Here is an 18,718-nt window from a genome sequence, read left to right as displayed (position 1 = left end):
ACGATTCTTTTGTGATGCGCCCTATTTTTTTTGATGCATAAAACGTGCAGCACTTTGATTCAAGTGCTGCACGTCGTTTTTTTTATCGTGATTCAAGATCTAGATCTTGATGCTGTCATCATTGGTGTTGTTGCTGAACAAACCGTAGGAACCGAAAGAACGGTTGCCGTTTTTGCTGTATTTGCCAAATCCGTAACTGTATGCGAACTTCTTCTTGGAGAGGTCGATATCGTTGATTACGATTGAGATATTTGGCAGTTTCTTCTGCTCATCGAGCTTGTTGATGTAAGTGAAGCTAGACTTGGTTGAGAAGTCTGCGCGGCAAACGAACAGGGTTCTGTCTGCCAGCTTGCTGAGCTGCAGGGTATCTGCTACCAGACCTACAGGCGCTGTATCAATGATCACATAGTCGTAGTGCTCTTTCAGCAGGGCGATGGTCTGCTTCAGGCTCTTTCTTACCATCAGTTCACCAGGGTTGGCTGGTGTAGGACCTGCCATCAGCAAGTCTAAGTTGTGGTTCATGCCAGATGCTACGATCTGAGCCTTTACTTCCTCCCAGTTGCATTCCTCGTTGGCAAGGATGTTGGTGATGCCGTGCTGGCGGTCGCCGATGCCGAAGAGTTCTGCCATTCTAGGCTTTCTGATATCGAGTCCCACCATGATAGTCTTCTTCTCCAGCAGAGCGAGGCTCATGGCAAGGTTCGAAGCGATAAAGGTCTTGCCTTCTCCGGTAGTGGTAGAGGTCACGATGAATACCTTTTCCTTGTCGTCACCTGCCAGTTGCAGGTTGGTACGCAATCCTCTGAATATTTCCGACATCAGGTTGCTCTTGTTTTCCTGTATCACGATGTTACCCTTGCTTCCGTTGGCGCTGGCAGTAGGGATGTCTCCGATGATAGGGAGCTGGGTCAGTTTCTCTACATCGTCGTGACCCAGAATCTTGTTGCGCAGCAGTTCGCGCAGGTAGATGATACCGGCAGGGATGGCAACACCCAGGATGAATGCGATGAGCAATGCGATGATTCCCTTAGGGCTTACCTTATCTACGAAGGCTGCAGGCTCGATGATCTTTGCCTTGTCGGCGGTAGATGCCAGCGACATGGATGTCTCCTCGCGTTTCTGCAGCAGCATCAGGTAAAGACCTGAGGTAACCGACTGCTGACGTCCGATCTGTGTCAGTGCCTTCTCCTGTTCTGGAGTCACACCGATGGTCTTCTCGTATTTGCTTGCCATGTCGGCGATGCTGTTACGCTGGATCTTCATATTGATTCTTGCCTGGAACATAGCTCGCTTGATGGCAGTCATCAGGTCTTCCAGCTGTGCCGTGATAGGGGTTACCACTGGTGAATCCTCGCTCGCACTGTGTAGCAGCTGCTTGCGGGTCAGGGCAAGGCTGTTGTATTGTCCGATCAATGCCGTAGCACTCTCATCCTCCAGACCTACGTTGGTAGGGATAGGCTGATACTTGTTGGCTGGCTGATCCATATACTTACCGATCTCGTTGAGCAGTTCCACCTGCATGTTGGCCTTGTTCAATTCCTGGTCAAACTGGTCGGAACTCAATACAGCCTGCTTGGCGTTCAGTCCGATGTCCACCATACGGTTCTTCTGCTTGTACTTCTCCAGGTTGGTATCGTTGCCGGTCAACTCTGTAGAGATCTTTGCCAGTCGGCTGTTGATGAAGTCTTCTGTGCGCTTCTGTATCTCGTTCTTGTCGATGTTTGCCTGATAGTTGTAGGCATCAATCAGACCGTTGAGGAAGTCAACGCCTCTTTCTCTGCTCTCATCGTTGAAGGTCAGCTCCACGGTGTTAGCCGTCTTCTTGGTCTGGTTCATGGTCAGACGCTTGAAGTATTCCTTAGAAGCCTTGAAAGGAGAAATCATCTCCACCTTCAGCTCAGTACCTTCCTTCAGCTCATAGACAGGGTTCTGTGTCAGGGTCAGTGTACCCGCCTTGGTTCTGATCTGTGCCGGGAGTTTGGCGAGGATTTTGTTGATTTCGTAAGGAGCCTTCTCGAAGGTTTCTGCATCGATAGGCTTGAAATACTTACCCTTTACGTGGTAGATGCCTCCCTCACGAGTGATGGTGAGCTTCATCGGAGCATTCAGCTGCTTCAGGCTGGTGGTGTCCATGTCCACGTTTACTTCCTGCTTGGCATAGATCAGCGTATCTACCAGCATGCCGCCGTGCTTGTACTCAGCGTAGAGCTTCAGGTTCTTGATGGTCTGCTGTACCAGAAAGCGTGAGTTCAGAATTTCCGTCTCGTTGTCGATACCGTTGGAACTGGACATGAATCCCAGACTCAGGTTCGACATCGCCGCAGCCGCTGCACCGGCAGCACCGCCGCTCTTCTTGGATTCATCATCCTTGATCAAAATCTTCGTAGAACTCTGGAATACCTTTGGTGCCAGCTTCACGTAAGCCACTGCAAGGGCACAGCAGAGAACAATCGAGAGAAGGAACCATTTCCAGTTCAGAATCAGAGTGGAATAGATGGTCTGAAAGTCGAGCGCCGACTGTTCTTCCTGCTCCTGCAAGTCCTCAAGTTCGTAATTCTTGTTTTCTTCCATTTTACTATTAATGATATTCTTATTTTATTCTGTTGAAATCTCAGTCTTGAGTCAGAGCTTATCTGTTGTCAGTAGCAATAGCCATCAGATACTGTCCGTATCCGTTCTTGAGCATCGGCTCTGCCAGTTTCTTCAGCTGTTCCTTGCCGATCCATCCCTGGTTGTAGGCTATCTCTTCCAGGCAGGCTACCTTCAGTCCCTGGCGCTTTTCTATCACCTCGATGAAGGTGCTGGCTTCCGAAAGACTGTCGTGGGTACCGGTATCCAGCCAGGCAAAACCGCGCTGCAGGGTTCTTACCTTCAGGGTCTTCTCTGCCAGATAGTGCTGGTTCACTGTGGTAATCTCCAGCTCTCCACGCGCACTAGGCTTGATGTGCTTCGCCACTTCCACCACGCTGTTCGGATAGAAGTAGAGTCCCACTACGGCATAGTTGCTCTTAGGCTGTGCTGGCTTCTCCTCGATGCTCAGGCAGTTGCCGTCCTTGTCAAACTCCGCCACGCCGTATCTTTCCGGATCGTTCACGTAGTAGCCGAATACGCTTGCCTGTCCTGCTTCGGCAGCCATCACGCTCTCCTTCAGCAGTCCGGTAAATCCGGCTCCGTAGAAGATGTTGTCACCCAGCACGAGGCATACATCATCCTTTCCTACGAATTCCTCGCCGATGATGAACGCCTGCGCCAGTCCGTCGGGCGATGGCTGTTCAGCATACTCGAAGTGAACCCCCAGTTCGCTTCCGTCGCCCAGCAGTCTCTTGAATCCAGGCAGATCGAAAGGCGTAGAGATAATCAGAATTTCCTTGATACCAGCCAGCATCAGTACCGATACGGGATAATATATCATAGGTTTGTCAAAGATAGGAATCAGCTGCTTGCTGATGCCTTTTGTGATAGGGTACAGTCTGGTACCCGAACCACCTGCTAATACGATTCCTTTCATATCTTCTTCTTGTTTCTTTCCTTTATTAATGGGAAAAGTTCTTATTATACCTTATATTATATGTTGCACGTTCCGCAGTCAGTGTAGTCTCTGGGCGGAACAGAAAAAACGTCTTTAAAAACGTGGCAAAGTTACTAAAAAATATTGAGCGGTGAAAATAATCAGCCTAAAATCTTCATATAATATAGGAAAAATATACTTTAAGGGAAAAAAACTACTTCTTAATTTGGGTATTTTGCGATTTTATTGTATTTTTGCAGAACATTTAAGAACATTAATGAATAAATAAGATTAAGAATGGGAATATTTTCTAAACTATTCAGTCGTAAAGACGAAGATAAGAAAGTAGGTGGAATGGAAGACTACATGACCCTGGTCCGTGTATATTTCCAGGCAGCCTTGGCTTCACAATTAGGTATCACCAATCTGGCTATGCTTCCAGACCTCCGTGTCTTCAAGACCAGCCTCCATGTTCCTACCGTCAACAACCGTCTGGGCATCGGTGAGAAGGCACAGGTCAAGAAGATGATGAAGAACATCTATGATACCGACGATAACTTTTTCAAGGAGATTGATGCCAGCATCCGCAAGAACTGCCAGAAACTCCAGGATGTCAATACCTATCTCATCCAGTTCCAGAACTTCACCCAGGATCTGATGATGCTCATGGGCAACCTGATGAAGTTCAAGCTTCGTCTGCCAAGCTTCATGAAGAAGACCCTCTATAAGCTCACTGCACAGACTGTGGACGACATCTTCAACAAGAACGATTTCTCGGATGCCAGCGTGCTCAAGACCGTGGTAGGCTTGCGCCACTTCAACACCCGTCTGAAGTTCAGCCAGCAGTGGGTTACCGATTTCACATTCCAGGTACTGATGTTGGCTAAGAAGGAGCCACGTCCATCCGATGAAGAGGTGGAAAAGGCAAAGCAAAAGATGGGAAAGTAGCCAATATTCTCCCAAAAAGATAAAAAAAACAGGAGAATATTTGTTTTTTTCAAATTATTCTCTTAAATTTGTAGCCAAAAATAAAAAGTCATGAGTGCTAGTGAGAAAACAATCAATACGTTTGCCACAAGAGTAAGACAGATGATTCTCAAGTTTGAAGATATCAAGCATGAGAATGCAGAGCTGTATGCGATGGTGGATGAGCGCGATGCCAAGATCAAGGAATTGCAGGAGAAGTTGACTCAGGCAAAGCATGATTACGACAGTCTGAAGATGGCGAAGATGATGACGATTTCCGACTCCGACATGGAGACCACCCAGAAGCGCATCGCCAAGCTCATCAGAGATGTCAACAAGTGTATAACGCTACTGAGCGACAAGTAATAACTATTGGAGCGGAGGCAGATCAGATGGAAGATAAATTACAGATCAGATTACATGTATATGATACCGACCTCACGGTAAGAATACCGAGAGAGGATGAGGAGTATTATCGTAAGTCGGCTAAGTTGATCGATGAGATCGTCAATTCGTATGCAAAAATCTTCAAGGGGCGCAAGAGCGACAAGGAGATTTTGTATATGGCTCTCATTGATGTAGCTTTGAGATTCGAGAAGGAATCAGATAAAAATGATACCCAACCATATAATGATATTCTGGACAAACTGACTGCGGAGATAGAAGATACCTTGGCTAAGTAAGAATATTAATAATTATAATATATATATGGTAACAATAATAGCGGCCCTGGTAGCTCTCGTTCTGGGAGGTATCGTGGGGTATGTCATTTTCCGTTATGTCATTAAGGGAAAATATAATGAAATGATAGATGCTGCCAGCAAAGAGGCAGAAGTGGTAAAGGAGAAAAAGCTTCTCGAAGTGAAGGAGAAGTTCCTCAATAAGAAAGCCGAGTTGGAGAAGGAGGTGCAGCAGCGCAACTCCCGCATCCAGCAGAGTGAAAACAAGCTCAAGCAGCGCGAAATCTCGCTCAACCAGCGCCAGGAAGACCTCGGTCGCCGCAAGCAGGAGGTAGAGCAGTATCAGCAGCGCATCGACAATGAGAAGAAACTCCTCGCCGTGAAGCAGCAGGAACTCGAGAAGATGCAGAAGCAGGAGCAGGCTAAGCTCGAAGAGCTTTCTGGGCTCAGTGCCGAGGAGGCGAAGAGCCGCTTGGTAGAAAGCTTGAAGGATCAGGCTCGTCTTGATGCAGCCAGCTACATCAATGAGATCATGGATGATGCCAAGCTCAATGCCAATCAGCAGGCTAAGAAGATTGTAATCCAGACCATCCAGCGTGTGGCTACCGAGACAGCTATCGAGAACTCTGTCTCTGTATTCCATATCGATAATGATGAGGTTAAGGGACGCATCATCGGTCGTGAAGGCCGCAACATCCGTGCTCTCGAGGCAGCCACCGGTGTGGAAATCGTGGTAGATGATACTCCTGAGGCTATCGTTATCTCAGCCTTCGACCCTGTGCGCCGTGAGGTTTGCCGTCTGGCTCTCCATCAGTTGGTAGCCGATGGCCGTATCCACCCAGCCCGTATCGAGGAGGTGGTAGCCAAGGTGAAGAAGCAGTTGGATAATGAGATCATCGAGACCGGTAAGCGTACAGCCATCGACCTCGGTATCCATGGTCTGCATCCAGAGTTGATTCGTATCGTAGGTAAGATGAAGTATCGTTCTTCTTACGGTCAGAACCTTTTGCAGCATGCTCGTGAAACCGCCAATCTCTGTGCGGTGATGGCTTCTGAGTTGGGCTTGAACCCTAAGAAGGCAAAGCGTGCCGGTCTGTTGCACGATATCGGTAAGGTGCCAGACGAGGAGAGCGAGTTGCCACACGCACTCTATGGTGCCAAGATTGCCGAGAAGTACAAGGAGAAGGCAGATATCTGCAATGCCATTGGTGCTCACCACGACGAGATGGAGATGAACACCCTTCTGGCTCCTATCGTACAGGTATGTGATGCCATTTCCGGTGCCCGTCCAGGTGCCCGCCGTGAGATTGTAGAGGCATATATCAAGCGATTGAACGATCTTGAGGCTATCGCCATGAGCTATCCTGGCGTTACCAAGACCTATGCCATCCAGGCTGGTCGTGAGCTTCGTGTCATCGTGGGTGCCGACAAGATGAGCGATGAGCAGAGCATCAAGCTCTCTGATGAGATTGCAACCAAGATTCAGAACGAGATGACCTATCCTGGTCAGGTGAAGATTACCGTGATCCGTGAGACTCGCAGCGTGGCTTATGCCAAGTAAGAAGAAATCAAGCGATAAAACGCGTTTTCATATATTCGAAGTTTAAATTATCGTTTCTCTCCTTCATAGGATGAGGAATGTATTTGATATAGTCGCTGTTCTCTAGGGGACAGCGGCTTTTTTCTTTTATATCATGTACGGCTACATTTATATAATATAATGTGATGAAAGCAGAACAGAAGATTTTAAAGCGATTCAATAAAGGATGCGTGGATTATCACCTTTTGGAGGATGGTGACCGGATTCTCATTGCCTTGAGCGGCGGAAAGGATTCTCTGGAACTGTTGCGCCTCTTGGCTCAGCGTGCCCGCATCTATAAGCCGCATATCGAGGTAGAGGCGGCGCATATCATTATGGATAACATTCCTTACGAGACCGACCGTTCTTATCTGCAGGCATTTTGTGCAGAGAATGGCATCAAACTTCATATCCTGCATAGTTCTTTCGATGAATCCACCGATCCCCGCAAGACCCGTTGTTTTCTTTGTGCCTGGAACCGCCGCAAGACGCTCTTCGAATTTGCAGTGAATAATGGTTTCAATAAGATAGCCCTGGGCCATCACATGGATGATATCCTCGTAACTTTCCTGATGAATATCACCTTCGAGGGTTCTCATTCCACCATGCAGCCCAGTCTGCGGTTGAAGCATTATCCGCTTATCATCATCCGCCCCCTTTGTCTGGTGCATGAGGCGGATATTCGTCAGGTGGCAGAGGAGTTACAATTCACGAAGCAGAAGGCGCTGTGTCCGTACGAGGAGACCACGCGCCGCAGTGATATGCAGCAGATCTTCCAGCAGCTGGAACAGCTGAATCCCGAGGCGAGATACAGTCTTTGGCGGGCGATGATGAATAAGTGATTTAATCCGTGAAACAGGTATGCATCTGTGTTATTTGTGAAATTAGTGGGAGAATGCTTTCAGAAGAATATATGATTCTAGCAGGCTGCTAAACCCTTGAGCTGATAGTTCAGCAGATGGGTGGCGCTGGATAGCATCTGGTTCGTGATATGCGCATATCGCTGCGTGGTGTTGATGTTCTGATGCCCCAGATACCTCATGATGGTATAGAGATCCGTGCCCTGCGTCAATAATAGGGTGGCGCAGGTGTGGCGTCCCGAATGGAAGGTGATATGCTTGTCGGAGATACAGCAATCCTCCAGCCATACTTCCAGATGCTCGCCCAGATGATGGGGCGAGAGATGGGCGAAAAAGTAGGGGGTATCACCATTCTTGGCATGGAGCTTCGAGAGAATATGGTGCGCCTCTTCCGGCAGCGGAAGCCGGAGCCAGCGTTGTGTCTTCTTCATCTTCTTATATATATAATAGGTGTCATCGCATTTTTCGATGTCATGGATGGATAGACTCAGGATATCGCTTTTCCTCAGTCCCGTGATGCAGCTTAGCAGGAATGCCTCCTTCAGCTCGGGAGTATTACAGGGTGTTTCGCTCAGCTTGATGAGTTCCTCCTGGGTCAGCGCTGTTCTTTCCCTGTACTGGGCTTTGACGCGATAGGAATGGGGCAGCAGGTCGAATGGGTTCTCATCCAGCAATCCCCGTCTCACGGCTTCCCTCAATACCGATTTCAGGATATTCACCTTCAGATGGATGGTGCTGTCGGATAGTTTTCTGGGTGCTTTCATGTTTTTATGCAGGTCGTGGGCAGAGCGTAGGTAGTCGATAAACTGCTTGACGGTTTCCACATCCACCTTTTTCAGCGGGATGTTGCTTCCGCCGAAGGTCTCCAGGTGCTTCAGCATGCTCAGAATGCTGCCGCATCTTCCTTCATACATTTTCTCTCCTTCCTTGTGTCTTTCATCCGCATAGCTTCGGGTAAACTCTCCTAATGTAATATCTTTTGATTTCTTACGTGCGTCTGCTGCGAATTTCTTGATTCGGCTAAAGATTGTAATCTTCATCATATTGCTTTCTGATTAAAAATTAAAATTTAGAGTTATCTTCGTTACAAAGGTATCGCTTTTTTCTAGAATAACCAAACAAAAGGTAGAAATGGAATATAAAAAGCGTGATTTTGTGCAATAGTTGTACTTTAACTTTTGCGCTGCAAAGATAGTATAATATCTTCAATTTACAATATTTTCAATCTCTATTTAACACTTAATTAACACTTTGTAGTCAATAATTCTTATTTTATAGCCAAAAAGGGTATATTTGTGCAATTTTAGTTTTAACAAACAACACAAAAAAGACTTTTTTAGGATTTATTTCAGTCATCTGATACAGTTAAAGTACAACTGTATCGCAGTTAACGAAGCTTTTAGCTACAGTTAAAGTACAACTGTATCGGTTCGTACTGATAGAAGACATAAGGTGAATGCCAACTCAAAATGACATAGCTATAGTAAATGATGATTGGAACCCTTAATAATGAAACTGTATAAAATCCAAGTCTATCTTTTTATAAAAGAAGACAGGTAATAAACTCAAAGTAGATAAACAATTAGATTAATAATAAAATATGGTGAAGAAAATTGTAATGGTGATGCTATTGCCCACTACAATTATGGCAAATGCATACGCCGGCACGGTAGGCGACAGCCTCCGGACAACGGTTTATTACCGGCCGGGCTATTCATTATTAGATCTTTCCTATATGAACAATGCTGCCAGCCTGGAAAGGCTCAAAGAAGGGATCAGAGGTGTGGAGGGCAACCCGAACATAGTGTTGCAACGTATCAAGATCCTTTCGGGTGCTTCGCCTGAAGGAGCGACCTCGCTCAACAAAAGGCTGGCTAGGCGACGTGGAGAAAGATTGCGTGATTATCTTAGGGAAAAGCTCATCCTGCCCGACAGTATCTTCGTCCTCTCTTCGCTCGGTGAAGACTGGCAAGGACTGGCACAGGAGCTTGCCAAGGCAGATGTACCCTGGAAAGACAAGGCACTGAACATTATTGAAAACACGCCTGTATGGATCGTGAAAAACGGTAAGGTGGTGGACGGAAGAAAGCGGCGACTGCAAAACCTCAATGGCGGTAAGGCATGGAACTATATGCTCGCCAATCATTTCGAAACGCTCCGTTCCGGTACCGTCGTAGTTTGTGAAATCAGACATATCCAGCCGACTGATCAGTCTGCTGTAAATCCTTCAGATACTCTCTCGTCACTTGCTTCTCAGCAGGGTAGCGAAGTAGATTCTCTCTCTTCGCTTACCCACAGGCAGGGAAGTGAGACTGATTCCCTCTATCATTCCAATATCGGAACATCCGGTTCGGGACAGGAGGGATTCTTTGACGGGACAACGGTAGAAACGGTTCTGGGCAACAGATATTATGCCCTGAAAACCAACCTGCTATATGATGCCCTCCTGGTGCCTAACATCGGCATCGAGACCAGCATCGGCAGGGGATGGACCCTCGGAGCCAGCGGTATGCTAGCCTGGTGGAGCAAGGATGCCAGCCACAAATACTGGAGAATCTATGGTGGAGAAATGGAGATAAGAAAGTACTTCGGCAGGAAAGCCAAGGAAAAACCGATGCAGGGACATCACGTCTCCCTCTACGGACAGTTCCTCACCTATGATATCGAAAACGGAGGCACCGGTCACCAGAGCAAGAAAACCTACGGAGCAGGAATGGAGTACGGATACTCACTGCCGATAGGAAGACGCCTGAACCTCGACTTCGGACTGGGCGTGGGATACATCAAGTCCCACTACAAGACCTATGAGCCGAAAGACGGATGCTACGTATATGAGGCAACCCGCAACCGCACCTGGATAGGACCTACCCGCGGAGAAGTATCACTGGTATGGCTCTTCGGCAACGGAAACACCAATAGCAAGAAAGGAGGTAAGAAATGACTAGAATGACAGAGTTAAGACAATCAATGATCCTATTCTTCCGCGTAATCGTCTGTGCAGCCTTCTTCCTGATGATGGCAGAACTGCTCTCATCCTGCGAGCACAAGGACCTCTGCTACGACCATCCCCACCGAGAGACTGTGGAGGTGACGTTCGACTGGAGCGAAGCTCCCGATGCCAATCCTGCCACCATGAGTCTCTATCTCTATCCTGAGAATGGAGGTGAGCCTATCAGATACGAGTTTACGGACAAGAAAGGTGGAACCATCTCGGCGGATGCTGGAGTCTATCGTGCCATCTGTGTAAACAGTGACAAGGAGACGCATCGTATCAACAACAAGGAACAGTTCAATACGTTCGAGGTTACTTCGGCTGAAACACGAGCACTCCAGGGCTTGCTTGCTGCTATGGCAAAGGCTGAGCCACGTGCCAGGGGCACAGAAAAGGAGCGAGTGATGCAGGGACCGGCTATGCTCTATAGCGCCCAAGCCGAGCGAGTGGTCATCAAGCCGGCAGGTGAGATGAGTACCATTACGATGAAACCCAAACCGAGAGTGAAGTATTTCACCGTAGAAATCAGGAACGTGGAGAATATCCGGAGTGTGAAGGCGATGAGTGCCAGCTTGTCTGGACTCTCTGGCGGATGGCTGGCTGGTATCGATCAGCTGTCATCAGAGAGGGTTACCATTCCGTTTGCACTTGAGTTGGATCCTAGTCTTACCATCGTCAGGGGCAAGGAAAACCTCTTCGGTCACTGTCTGGACTTTTCTGCCAAGCATGTACTGATGGTTTATGCGCAGCTCACCGACGGCAGCAACTGGTTTTACGAGGTGGATGTTACCGATCAGGTTCACGCTGCCGATCAGGAAGAGGGTGCTCCTATCAGGATTGAGTTGGATAAACTGCCATTCCCTGAGGCTATACCTGGTGGTTCTGGTGTGCAGCCGAGCGTGAATAAGTGGAACGAGGTTTATATAGATATCAACGTATAATCATTTTTTGGTTATCTCATAGGTTTATCTATCATTAAGAATCATATAATCGATATTATTATAACAATTTAATTATTAATTTTTAAAAGAAAACAGTTATGAAAAAAAGTGTTTTGTTAATGGCAGCAGCTACTGCTATTGCCTTGTCTTCATGCTCTTCAGAAGATACTAAGGATGTTGCGAAGAGCTCTAACATCACCTTCCGCAGTACAGTAGGCTTGAACAGCCGTGGAACTGAGGCAACAACAGATAATCTCAAGAATATCTGGGTGAGTGCATGGGCTGATAATGACGTGGTATTTACTAAAGAGCAGTTTGCAAAGAAAGGTGCTGGAACGACGTTTGAGAGTGTAGGCGGTCCTTGGTTCTGGGAGAAGGATAAGGCTTATACCTTTATGGCGTTTGCTACAGGTAAGGAGAATATGGATGGCGTAACTCCTACAATTTCCAAGGATAACATTACTTTGACTGATTACACTCCAAATACAAATCTTGCAGATCAGTTGGATTTGCTTGTAGCTAAGGCAGAAGGCACCAAGGCTCAAAATGGAACAGCAGGAGCTGATTTGAATTTCGACCATATTCTTTCCCAGATTCAGATCAAGGTGCAGAATACAAATGCGAATTTAAAGTATGTTATCAAGGGCGTTCGTATCACTAATGTACAAGGTACAGGTACCTATACATTTAAACCTGGAGAGGCTGCTAAGCACAACTGGCAGAATCAAAACTTTACGACCCAGTATATCCTTCATCAAGGTGTAAACATCACGCTTGATGAAAATAATAAAGCCGTTACAGATTTGCTCGTAGGTGATAACAGCGCTATGCTTCTCCCACAGACGATTACATCATGGGATGGACGACCTATAGACATGAATGGAACTGATGATTACCACCAAGCTAATGGTGCGTACATTTCTCTCTTGATTAATGTTCAGAAGAAGAATGGCGCTGGCGACTGGGTGCAGGTTTATCCAAAAACCGATCAGGTTGATGAAACTAAATGCGCTTGGACTGCTGTAGCTATCCCTGCTGTCAATTGGGAAAATGGTAATAAGTATATTTACACTCTCAACTTGAGTAAGGGTGCTGGTAAGGTAGATCCTGCAGAGCCAGGTCCGGATTGGACTAATAAGGATCCAAAGCCAGGTGATACTATTCTGGGTGAAGAAATCTTCTTCAATGTTACTGTAACCCAATGGGTTGATCAGGCAACAAATGTCCCAATGTAAATATTGAATATACCAGATTATAATTTTAGAATTGGAGGGTATCCGGCTCACGAGAGAGTCTGAGATCGGAACCCTCCGATTCTTTACCCTTATTGGCGTAAAAAGAATTTAAAGAAAACTATATGATGAGAAAAACTTATAAATGCAGTTTGTTGGCACTCAGTGTACTCGCATCCTTTACGTCATGTTCAGAAAGCGAATCACTGCAGCAAGCCAATCTATCTGATGATAAAATTACATTTCAACCATCGCTCGACAACAGCTGGAAGCCTCTGTCTCCCAGCTCCTCTTCACGTGCAGCTAAAGATGCAGCAAACGAGGAGGGGCCTATCGTCGTACCTACATCCTACGGTAAGCCCCTCTATCTTCATTCGTTAGGGCAGAACGGTATCTATATCTGGAGCAAGGACGGAAAACGCATCACCCGTTCCGGTGCACTGCTGGAAGACGGGGAACAGGAAAGAGCTGTGCAGACCCGTGGAGCCCAAAAGAAAAATATTGGTGATTATGGTAGTTTTGGCGTAACTGCTATTTATAAGGAAGGAAACACGAATGTATCATTATTCCAGAAAGATGGCAATCCGGAAATAGCCGTTGCCACACCATCCAATAATTTTTGGGGAATCCAGGACAGCCGATGGCCAAATACAGGAGAAGTGTCTTTTCATGCTTTCGCTCCATATAATGCAAATGTAAACTCACCTCTTGAATACACCCAAGACATAGCCAACGGCAAGCCCCAGATCACATATACTGCATCAAATACGGATATTGCCAATCAGCCCGACTTGATTGTTGCCACCAACAAAGGCTCGAAATCAAAGGAAGCTCTGGGCTTGAACTTCTATCATGCCCTTACTGCCGTAACCTTTTCCGTCGATAAGAATTTACCAGCTGTTGTAGGTAGCGGAAAACAGCTGACAAAGATAGAATTGCAAGGTATTTATAACAAGGGCATCTGTGATCTTTCTTTGTCAGAAACGGCTAATGTGCCAAATGCTGTGTGGACATTAGATAAAAATAATAAGGTTACATACACCTTCGATGTTACTGACAAAAATATAATTGTTGGTCAGCAAGATTATGCGCTCACACAGGGCGCTCAAACATTGATGATGATTCCTCAGACGTTGGAAACGGGGGCAAAGGTATGTTTCACTTTGACGAAAGGTGGACAAACAGAGACGTTTGAAACAAACCTCACGGGTGAATGGAAGGCAGGTACAACCATCAACTATAACCTTTCAGCCGATATGTTTAAGACTATCGGGGATTATATTTATTATGATACTTCCTGGAATTTAGTGGACCAAGTTCCCGATAATTCATGGGAATATTACAAGAATGATCCAAAGAACTCGTTCGAAATTGGAGATCAGATAGGAGTTTACGTAGTAAATAAATACAATGAACTGGTTGTAGAAAATTTGAAGCTTACCAGAGTGGAAGCTACCCAACAGAATAACTACAATCTGTGGGAACCGGAAAATGGAGAAAAACTCTTGTATTCAAAAAGTTGTAGATATTTCTGCTATTATCCATATAGTGCTAGTCAACAAACTGTAGATCCAACAGCCACAACAGCCGAAGCTTTCTTTGCAGATAAGATTAATAATCTGCAATTAGTAACGGATCAAAGTACTAAGGAAAAATTCCAATCAGCTGATTTTCAGGCGGGTAGCTTTGTTGCTGATTCATATGGTAGCTTTACAGTAAAAATGAAACATCTGGTAGGTTTTGTGATTCTTAATATTCCAAGTTCTCGTAATAAAACCTTACGTTTCAAGGATGATGGTTATAAGTACTACTATGGTGAAAACGTGAAAAGACCAGAATCATCTGATTTTGAGGTGTCCGAAACTTTCCTACATAAAACTGACGCACATTATTTCCCATCACGAACATTTGTTGGTAACAAACCATATGTCAATGATCTTCACAATCACAATGACCTGACGGCATTGTACAGATGCGGTTTTATTGTTCCGTTTGGAAAGACTGTAAAATTTCAAGCTCAAGCTGATCCAGCGGAACAACGACTTAACACTTGTTGGGGATATCTTCAAGATATTAGTGCTACACCTACTCGTGATAATCCTATAGTTAAAAAAGATATTGAATGTGATGTGCCTGGTGCAAAGATTACACGTCTCTACCTTGTTCGACGCGAAGATGTGGATGAATTTGATATCCCTGAAGTTACAGAGTATACATTAAGTTGTTGGGGCGCGACTGGTACTTCATTAAATAATGGTACAGTTTCTGCTGGCGGTTTTGCTAAAGCAACGTGGACATCATCAGTATCTGATAAAAAACTTTATATCTGTGTAGGTAATCGATCTGGATATAATAATGGTAAAAGTAAGGGTTACGATCCAAAAGGAGGTTGGGGAGGAGGAGCTTCCCACATTGCTACCTCTTTACAAGGAAACGGAGAAACATATAATTATGAAAATTATAAAAATTACCTGTTAATGGTAGCTGGTGGATCTGGAGCTGCATCATTCTCAAATGCTAGCAAACCTTCGGGATATGGTGGAGGTGAATCAGGAGGAAATGGAGCCGGTAACAGTTTATGGGATTCGACTATTAAACCATACGGAGGAACCAAAACTGCTGGGGGAAGAAATACACCGTCAAATGCAACTCTCAAACAACCATCGGCATTCGGAATCGGGGGGTATGCCTTGAATAATAATTTTGCAGTACAAGGTGGTAGTGGCTTTTATGGCGGTGGAGGAGGATTTAATACTCATAACGCTGGAGGTGGCAGTGGCTATATGAATACCAGCAGAGTAAATCAACTAAAATTTCTCGGCGGCAATGAATCTAACGGATATGAAGATAATCCTGACAAAAACAAGCTAGGGGCTTGTCAAATCACTTGGACTTATCATCGCCCAGCTACGCTTAAATAGCGCCCGATATGCCCATCCCTCCGTTAGGCGTCCCGGCATCGCTGGAAATGCCCATCCTCCGCTGGGTGTCCCGGTAGTACTGGATAAGCCCATCCTCCGTTAGGCGTTCCGGCGGATTTGCAATCCGCCGTCAAGAAATGTCCTAACCTCTTTATGTTCTGGGGATTTGTAATCCCCAACATAATGAAGGATATCTTCGAATCAATCATATGTAAAAAAAACTCGCCCCCTCGCTGGCTGATGGTCTCTTGACTGAGAGCTACAGCAGCGGGGGAGGCATAGGTGAAGCAGTTGTTGAGACATATTACGGATTAATAAAGATAAATAGCAAATAATTGATACTTACGATGATATGATAAAAAACAGTTCGATATATAATAGGTAGGCTAAAGATAGTCTATGATGATAAAAGTCGTAAGAATTTGAGTCTATTGATTGCGGGTGTATGTGAATATGCCTCCTTCATATATAAGAAAGCAGATTAATGTGTGTAGAATCTGCAAGATTAATTTTATAGTTTTAATAAGTAGGTTGTACAGTGGTACATCTATTTACATCTTTTACTTATAATTATCCCCTGCCTGCTTGTGAAAGCCGGCAGGGCTTTTTTTAGGTTTAATTATTACATAAGCAAAACCCCCATCCCGCTTGAGAAAGTAGGATGGGGGATTTCTTTGCTTATCTGTTATTCAAGTACTGAAATGGGTTTGGAATATCAGTTAGGATAATATTTCCTGTATTTTCTCCTCTCCGATATTCAAAGTCTTTGCTATCATTTCTGCATTCATGCCCGACTTCGATAAAGCCAAAACTGCTGCGCGCAAGGATGCTTTCTGCTCTTCAAGTGACGCCTTCTGCTCTTCAAGTGCCGCATCCTTCTCTTCAATTGCCGCTTTCTGCTCTTCAATTGCCGCATCCTTCTCTTTAAGTGCCGCCTTCTGCTTTTCGAGTTCTTTTTTCTGCGTCATGATTGTAGCATCCATTTGCATAATGGCTGTATCCCTGTCTTCCAGGGCCTGGAAGAACTCATCCTCTGCATTCATCCTGTTTCTGATGTCAGGATTAGCCGCCGCCGACTGGAGCCGATGGAGTATATGCGTCATTTCGGCATCATCCCCATATTTGTTCTCATCCAACTCAAGCATTCGCTGGTCGTCCGGATAAATCTGCGACTGGTCGAATACGCTCAGTATTTTCTCCAGTCTATTGTTTACCCTTCCTCTCAGCCGCGGAATCTGGACAATGATGCTGTCATGCTGCAGACTCTCTACAAATGGGTCTGGCTCCTCCTGGTGTACTTCATTTCCCTCATAGTCATATATCTTATGTCTGGCATAGATGACGGGTTCCGTGAATTGTCCCACGTTATGCCCCAGCAGATACACCGCCACGGTAGGCAGGGCATACTTGCCCTTGGTCTCCTTGCGCATATTCTCCTTGTTGTTATACTGCACAGCCAGGTATTGACGGAAGCGCAAGGTTTCCGTCTCCAGCCATGTTTTCTGCAATTCTATCAGAATCAGATTCTTACTTCCGTCATCTTCCAATACGGTTGCAGCAAAGTCAACACGAAACATAGAGATGGCATCACGTGAAATGTTGGGATATTCATGACGACGCATTTCTACAGCAATCACCGTTTTCTGCAAGAGTGCAGAAAGCAATGTCTTGGCTATTCGCTCATCTTCCATCATATACTTGAAGACGGCATCGTAAAGTGGGTTGGCTACGTATATCATCATATTCTATCCTCCATGATTAATTAAATATATTTGCAAAGATACGCTGAATATTTGTAACCTCCAAATTTTTAGGCAGTTTTTTTGCTTTATTCCGAGAATGCTTCGCTTACTTACTTCTGGCGAGGCTGGATCTCGTAGGATGGATTGTTGCGGATCTCCCAGCGGTCGAGCTTAGTGCCGTTGGTCAGGATCAGCTTCTCCTTCTGGTAGGTTACGATGGTCTGGGATGGCAGGCTCACTCGGCCGTCGCCCGCAAAACTGCGGATTGGCTGAGAGAAGTCTCGCTTCTGGATATCAGCCAGAGTGTATTCTGCCAGCTGCATCTTGCCGTCCTTCTCCATCGATACGAAGAACTTCTCCTTGTCGTCGGTCTTCGAGATGGAACGGATTTTCTCTGTTGCGTTCTGGGTAATCTTGGCTGGCGCATCGTTCTTCTTCTCGATGATGTCCTGTACCTTCCAGGCATAGATGGTACCTGTACGAGGGATGAAACTGTAGAGCGAATCGCCTATCGCTTCCATATCATAGGATTCAGACTGCGGCTCAAACTTGCTGCCGATGAAATAGCTGCCTGTAGCCAGCTTGGCATAGACATTGTTGTTGTTGGCTGCATTCATATCCAGCGCCTCACGGTCGAATACTCTGATATTGGTCTCCTTAGAGTCTCTTACGAACACCAGGCGAGGGGTAGCGCACACGCATCCCGCCCACGAAACATTGCTGGCTGGCCAGGAACCGGTGCCCAGACGACTGAGATACTTACCCGTCTTCTTGTCGAAGATCTGCACCTCTCGGCTGTCGCCGGCTGCCACGAAGAGGTGCTCGCCCTCGGCATATACATCCCTAGCCAGTGTGCGGTCGGCATTGCTGATACTGCGCTTCAGCTCCAGTGTTTCAGCATCGAAAACATCGATGCATTTGCCGGCAAAGTTGGCTACATACAGGTCTTCGCCATCGTGATAGAGGTTTACGGCATTCAGCTGTCTGCCTCCGATATCCTCTGATGTGCGCGAGAGATAGCCGTCCAGGTAGAAATGGTCTGCCACCTTGATGGTATCCACCGGCTGCGGCACTACACGGTCTTCTGTAATCTCTCTATATTCTGTCTTGTCGCAGGATGCCATTGCCATCATCACCAGTCCTGCGCTGATCATCATTACGTCTTTTCTCATTTTTCTTAGTCCTCCTTTGTTATTTGGTATTGTCCTTAAGCGGGTTCTCGGTGAAGTACTTCACGAGTCGGCTCTTCTTATAAAAACTATCGATGTTCTTCTGCAATACGGCATCATCCTGGAAA

Annotated in this window: 14 protein-coding genes; 9 read left to right on the top strand and 5 right to left on the bottom strand. The window is 46.0% G+C overall.

Annotated features, from left to right (window positions below; all coding sequences use genetic code 11):
- Window positions 1-99: 99 nt before the first annotated feature.
- Both DW657_RS00070 and rfbA read right to left on the bottom strand, forming a co-directional pair.
- The gene (locus DW657_RS00070) at window positions 100-2,571 is read right to left on the bottom strand and encodes a polysaccharide biosynthesis tyrosine autokinase (RefSeq protein WP_118310947.1); all 2,472 of its coding nucleotides are present in this window, start codon (window positions 2,569-2,571) and stop codon (window positions 100-102) included.
- Between the two features lie 58 nt (window positions 2,572-2,629).
- Entirely contained in the window at window positions 2,630-3,508 is an 879-nt protein-coding gene (rfbA, locus tag DW657_RS00065) for a glucose-1-phosphate thymidylyltransferase RfbA (protein WP_118310946.1), read from the bottom strand.
- 297 nt (window positions 3,509-3,805) lie between these two features.
- Here rfbA and DW657_RS00060 point away from each other — a divergent pair, with 297 nt between their 5' ends.
- The 5 genes from DW657_RS00060 to DW657_RS00040 all read left to right on the top strand — a co-directional run bounded on the left by DW657_RS00060 (window position 3,806) and on the right by DW657_RS00040 (window position 7,575).
- A complete protein-coding gene (locus DW657_RS00060; protein ID WP_117662773.1) occupies window positions 3,806-4,456 on the top strand; it encodes a hypothetical protein in 651 nt (216 codons plus the stop codon).
- Window positions 4,457-4,546: 90 nt separating this feature from the next.
- Window positions 4,547-4,840, top strand: a complete 294-nt coding sequence (locus tag DW657_RS00055) for a hypothetical protein (protein WP_089544209.1) — start codon at window positions 4,547-4,549, stop codon at window positions 4,838-4,840.
- Window positions 4,841-4,866: 26 nt separating this feature from the next.
- Window positions 4,867-5,157: a cell division protein ZapA gene (locus DW657_RS00050; protein ID WP_117662775.1), complete on the top strand. Its 291-nt coding sequence runs from the start codon at window positions 4,867-4,869 to the stop codon at window positions 5,155-5,157.
- Window positions 5,158-5,182: 25 nt separating this feature from the next.
- Window positions 5,183-6,715, top strand: a complete 1,533-nt coding sequence (gene rny / locus DW657_RS00045) for a ribonuclease Y (protein WP_118310945.1) — start codon at window positions 5,183-5,185, stop codon at window positions 6,713-6,715.
- A 164-nt stretch (window positions 6,716-6,879) separates the two neighbouring features.
- The gene (locus DW657_RS00040; protein ID WP_118310944.1) at window positions 6,880-7,575 is read left to right on the top strand and encodes a tRNA 2-thiocytidine biosynthesis TtcA family protein; all 696 of its coding nucleotides are present in this window, start codon (window positions 6,880-6,882) and stop codon (window positions 7,573-7,575) included.
- Window positions 7,576-7,652: 77 nt separating this feature from the next.
- Here the strand turns inward: DW657_RS00040 and DW657_RS00035 are convergent, their stop codons facing one another.
- On the bottom strand, window positions 7,653-8,636 hold the full coding sequence (locus DW657_RS00035) for a site-specific integrase (protein ID WP_118310943.1): 984 nt from the start codon (window positions 8,634-8,636) through the stop codon (window positions 7,653-7,655).
- Between the two features lie 557 nt (window positions 8,637-9,193).
- Here DW657_RS00035 and DW657_RS00030 point away from each other — a divergent pair.
- The 4 genes from DW657_RS00030 to DW657_RS00015 all read left to right on the top strand — a co-directional run bounded on the left by DW657_RS00030 (window position 9,194) and on the right by DW657_RS00015 (window position 15,679).
- Complete coding sequence (locus DW657_RS00030) at window positions 9,194-10,534, top strand: DUF3575 domain-containing protein (RefSeq protein ID WP_118310942.1); 1,341 nt, start codon at window positions 9,194-9,196, stop codon at window positions 10,532-10,534.
- Window positions 10,535-10,539: 5 nt separating this feature from the next.
- Window positions 10,540-11,526 carry a DUF5119 domain-containing protein gene (locus DW657_RS00025; protein ID WP_233546569.1) on the top strand — a complete coding sequence of 329 codons (987 nt, stop codon included), beginning with the start codon at window positions 10,540-10,542 and terminating at the stop codon, window positions 11,524-11,526.
- Window positions 11,527-11,624: 98 nt separating this feature from the next.
- Entirely contained in the window at window positions 11,625-12,761 is a 1,137-nt protein-coding gene (locus DW657_RS00020) for a fimbrillin family protein (protein WP_118310941.1), read from the top strand.
- Between the two features lie 122 nt (window positions 12,762-12,883).
- The gene (locus DW657_RS00015) at window positions 12,884-15,679 is read left to right on the top strand and encodes a fimbrillin family protein (RefSeq protein WP_118310940.1); all 2,796 of its coding nucleotides are present in this window, start codon (window positions 12,884-12,886) and stop codon (window positions 15,677-15,679) included.
- Window positions 15,680-16,398: 719 nt separating this feature from the next.
- Here the strand turns inward: DW657_RS00015 and DW657_RS00010 are convergent.
- Entirely contained in the window at window positions 16,399-17,421 is a 1,023-nt protein-coding gene (locus DW657_RS00010) for a hypothetical protein (protein WP_233546568.1), read from the bottom strand.
- A 110-nt stretch (window positions 17,422-17,531) separates the two neighbouring features.
- Window positions 17,532-18,593, bottom strand: a complete 1,062-nt coding sequence (locus DW657_RS00005) for a YncE family protein (RefSeq protein WP_233546567.1) — start codon at window positions 18,591-18,593, stop codon at window positions 17,532-17,534.
- Window positions 18,594-18,718: the final 125 nt, after the last annotated feature.

Source organism: Prevotella sp. AM23-5, assembly GCF_003473645.1.
GTDB classification, from domain to species: Bacteria; Bacteroidota; Bacteroidia; order Bacteroidales; family Bacteroidaceae; genus Prevotella; species Prevotella copri_A.
The sequence above is the reverse complement of the archived record's forward strand: the minus strand, read 5'-3'. Positions and strand labels throughout refer to the sequence as shown.

Excerpts from the sequence above, each read along its gene's own strand:
- DW657_RS00020 (WP_118310941.1), top strand. The coding sequence starts at position 11,625 with ATGAAAAAAAGTGTTTTGTTAATGGCAGCAGCTACTGCTATTGCCTTG.
- DW657_RS00055 (WP_089544209.1), top strand. The coding sequence starts at position 4,547 with ATGAGTGCTAGTGAGAAAACAATCAATACGTTTGCCACAAGAGTAAGA.
- DW657_RS00040 (WP_118310944.1), top strand. The coding sequence starts at position 6,880 with ATGAAAGCAGAACAGAAGATTTTAAAGCGATTCAATAAAGGATGCGTG.
- rfbA (WP_118310946.1), bottom strand. The coding sequence starts at position 3,508 with ATGAAAGGAATCGTATTAGCAGGTGGTTCGGGTACCAGACTGTACCCT.
- DW657_RS00015 (WP_118310940.1), top strand. The coding sequence starts at position 12,884 with ATGATGAGAAAAACTTATAAATGCAGTTTGTTGGCACTCAGTGTACTC.
- DW657_RS00050 (WP_117662775.1), top strand. The coding sequence starts at position 4,867 with ATGGAAGATAAATTACAGATCAGATTACATGTATATGATACCGACCTC.
- DW657_RS00060 (WP_117662773.1), top strand. The coding sequence starts at position 3,806 with ATGGGAATATTTTCTAAACTATTCAGTCGTAAAGACGAAGATAAGAAA.
- rny (WP_118310945.1), top strand. The coding sequence starts at position 5,183 with ATGGTAACAATAATAGCGGCCCTGGTAGCTCTCGTTCTGGGAGGTATC.
- DW657_RS00030 (WP_118310942.1), top strand. The coding sequence starts at position 9,194 with ATGGTGAAGAAAATTGTAATGGTGATGCTATTGCCCACTACAATTATG.
- DW657_RS00035 (WP_118310943.1), bottom strand. The coding sequence starts at position 8,636 with ATGATGAAGATTACAATCTTTAGCCGAATCAAGAAATTCGCAGCAGAC.
- DW657_RS00005 (WP_233546567.1), bottom strand. The coding sequence starts at position 18,593 with ATGAGAAAAGACGTAATGATGATCAGCGCAGGACTGGTGATGATGGCA.
- DW657_RS00070 (WP_118310947.1), bottom strand. The coding sequence starts at position 2,571 with ATGGAAGAAAACAAGAATTACGAACTTGAGGACTTGCAGGAGCAGGAA.
- DW657_RS00025 (WP_233546569.1), top strand. The coding sequence starts at position 10,540 with ATGACAGAGTTAAGACAATCAATGATCCTATTCTTCCGCGTAATCGTC.
- DW657_RS00010 (WP_233546568.1), bottom strand. The coding sequence starts at position 17,421 with ATGATGATATACGTAGCCAACCCACTTTACGATGCCGTCTTCAAGTAT.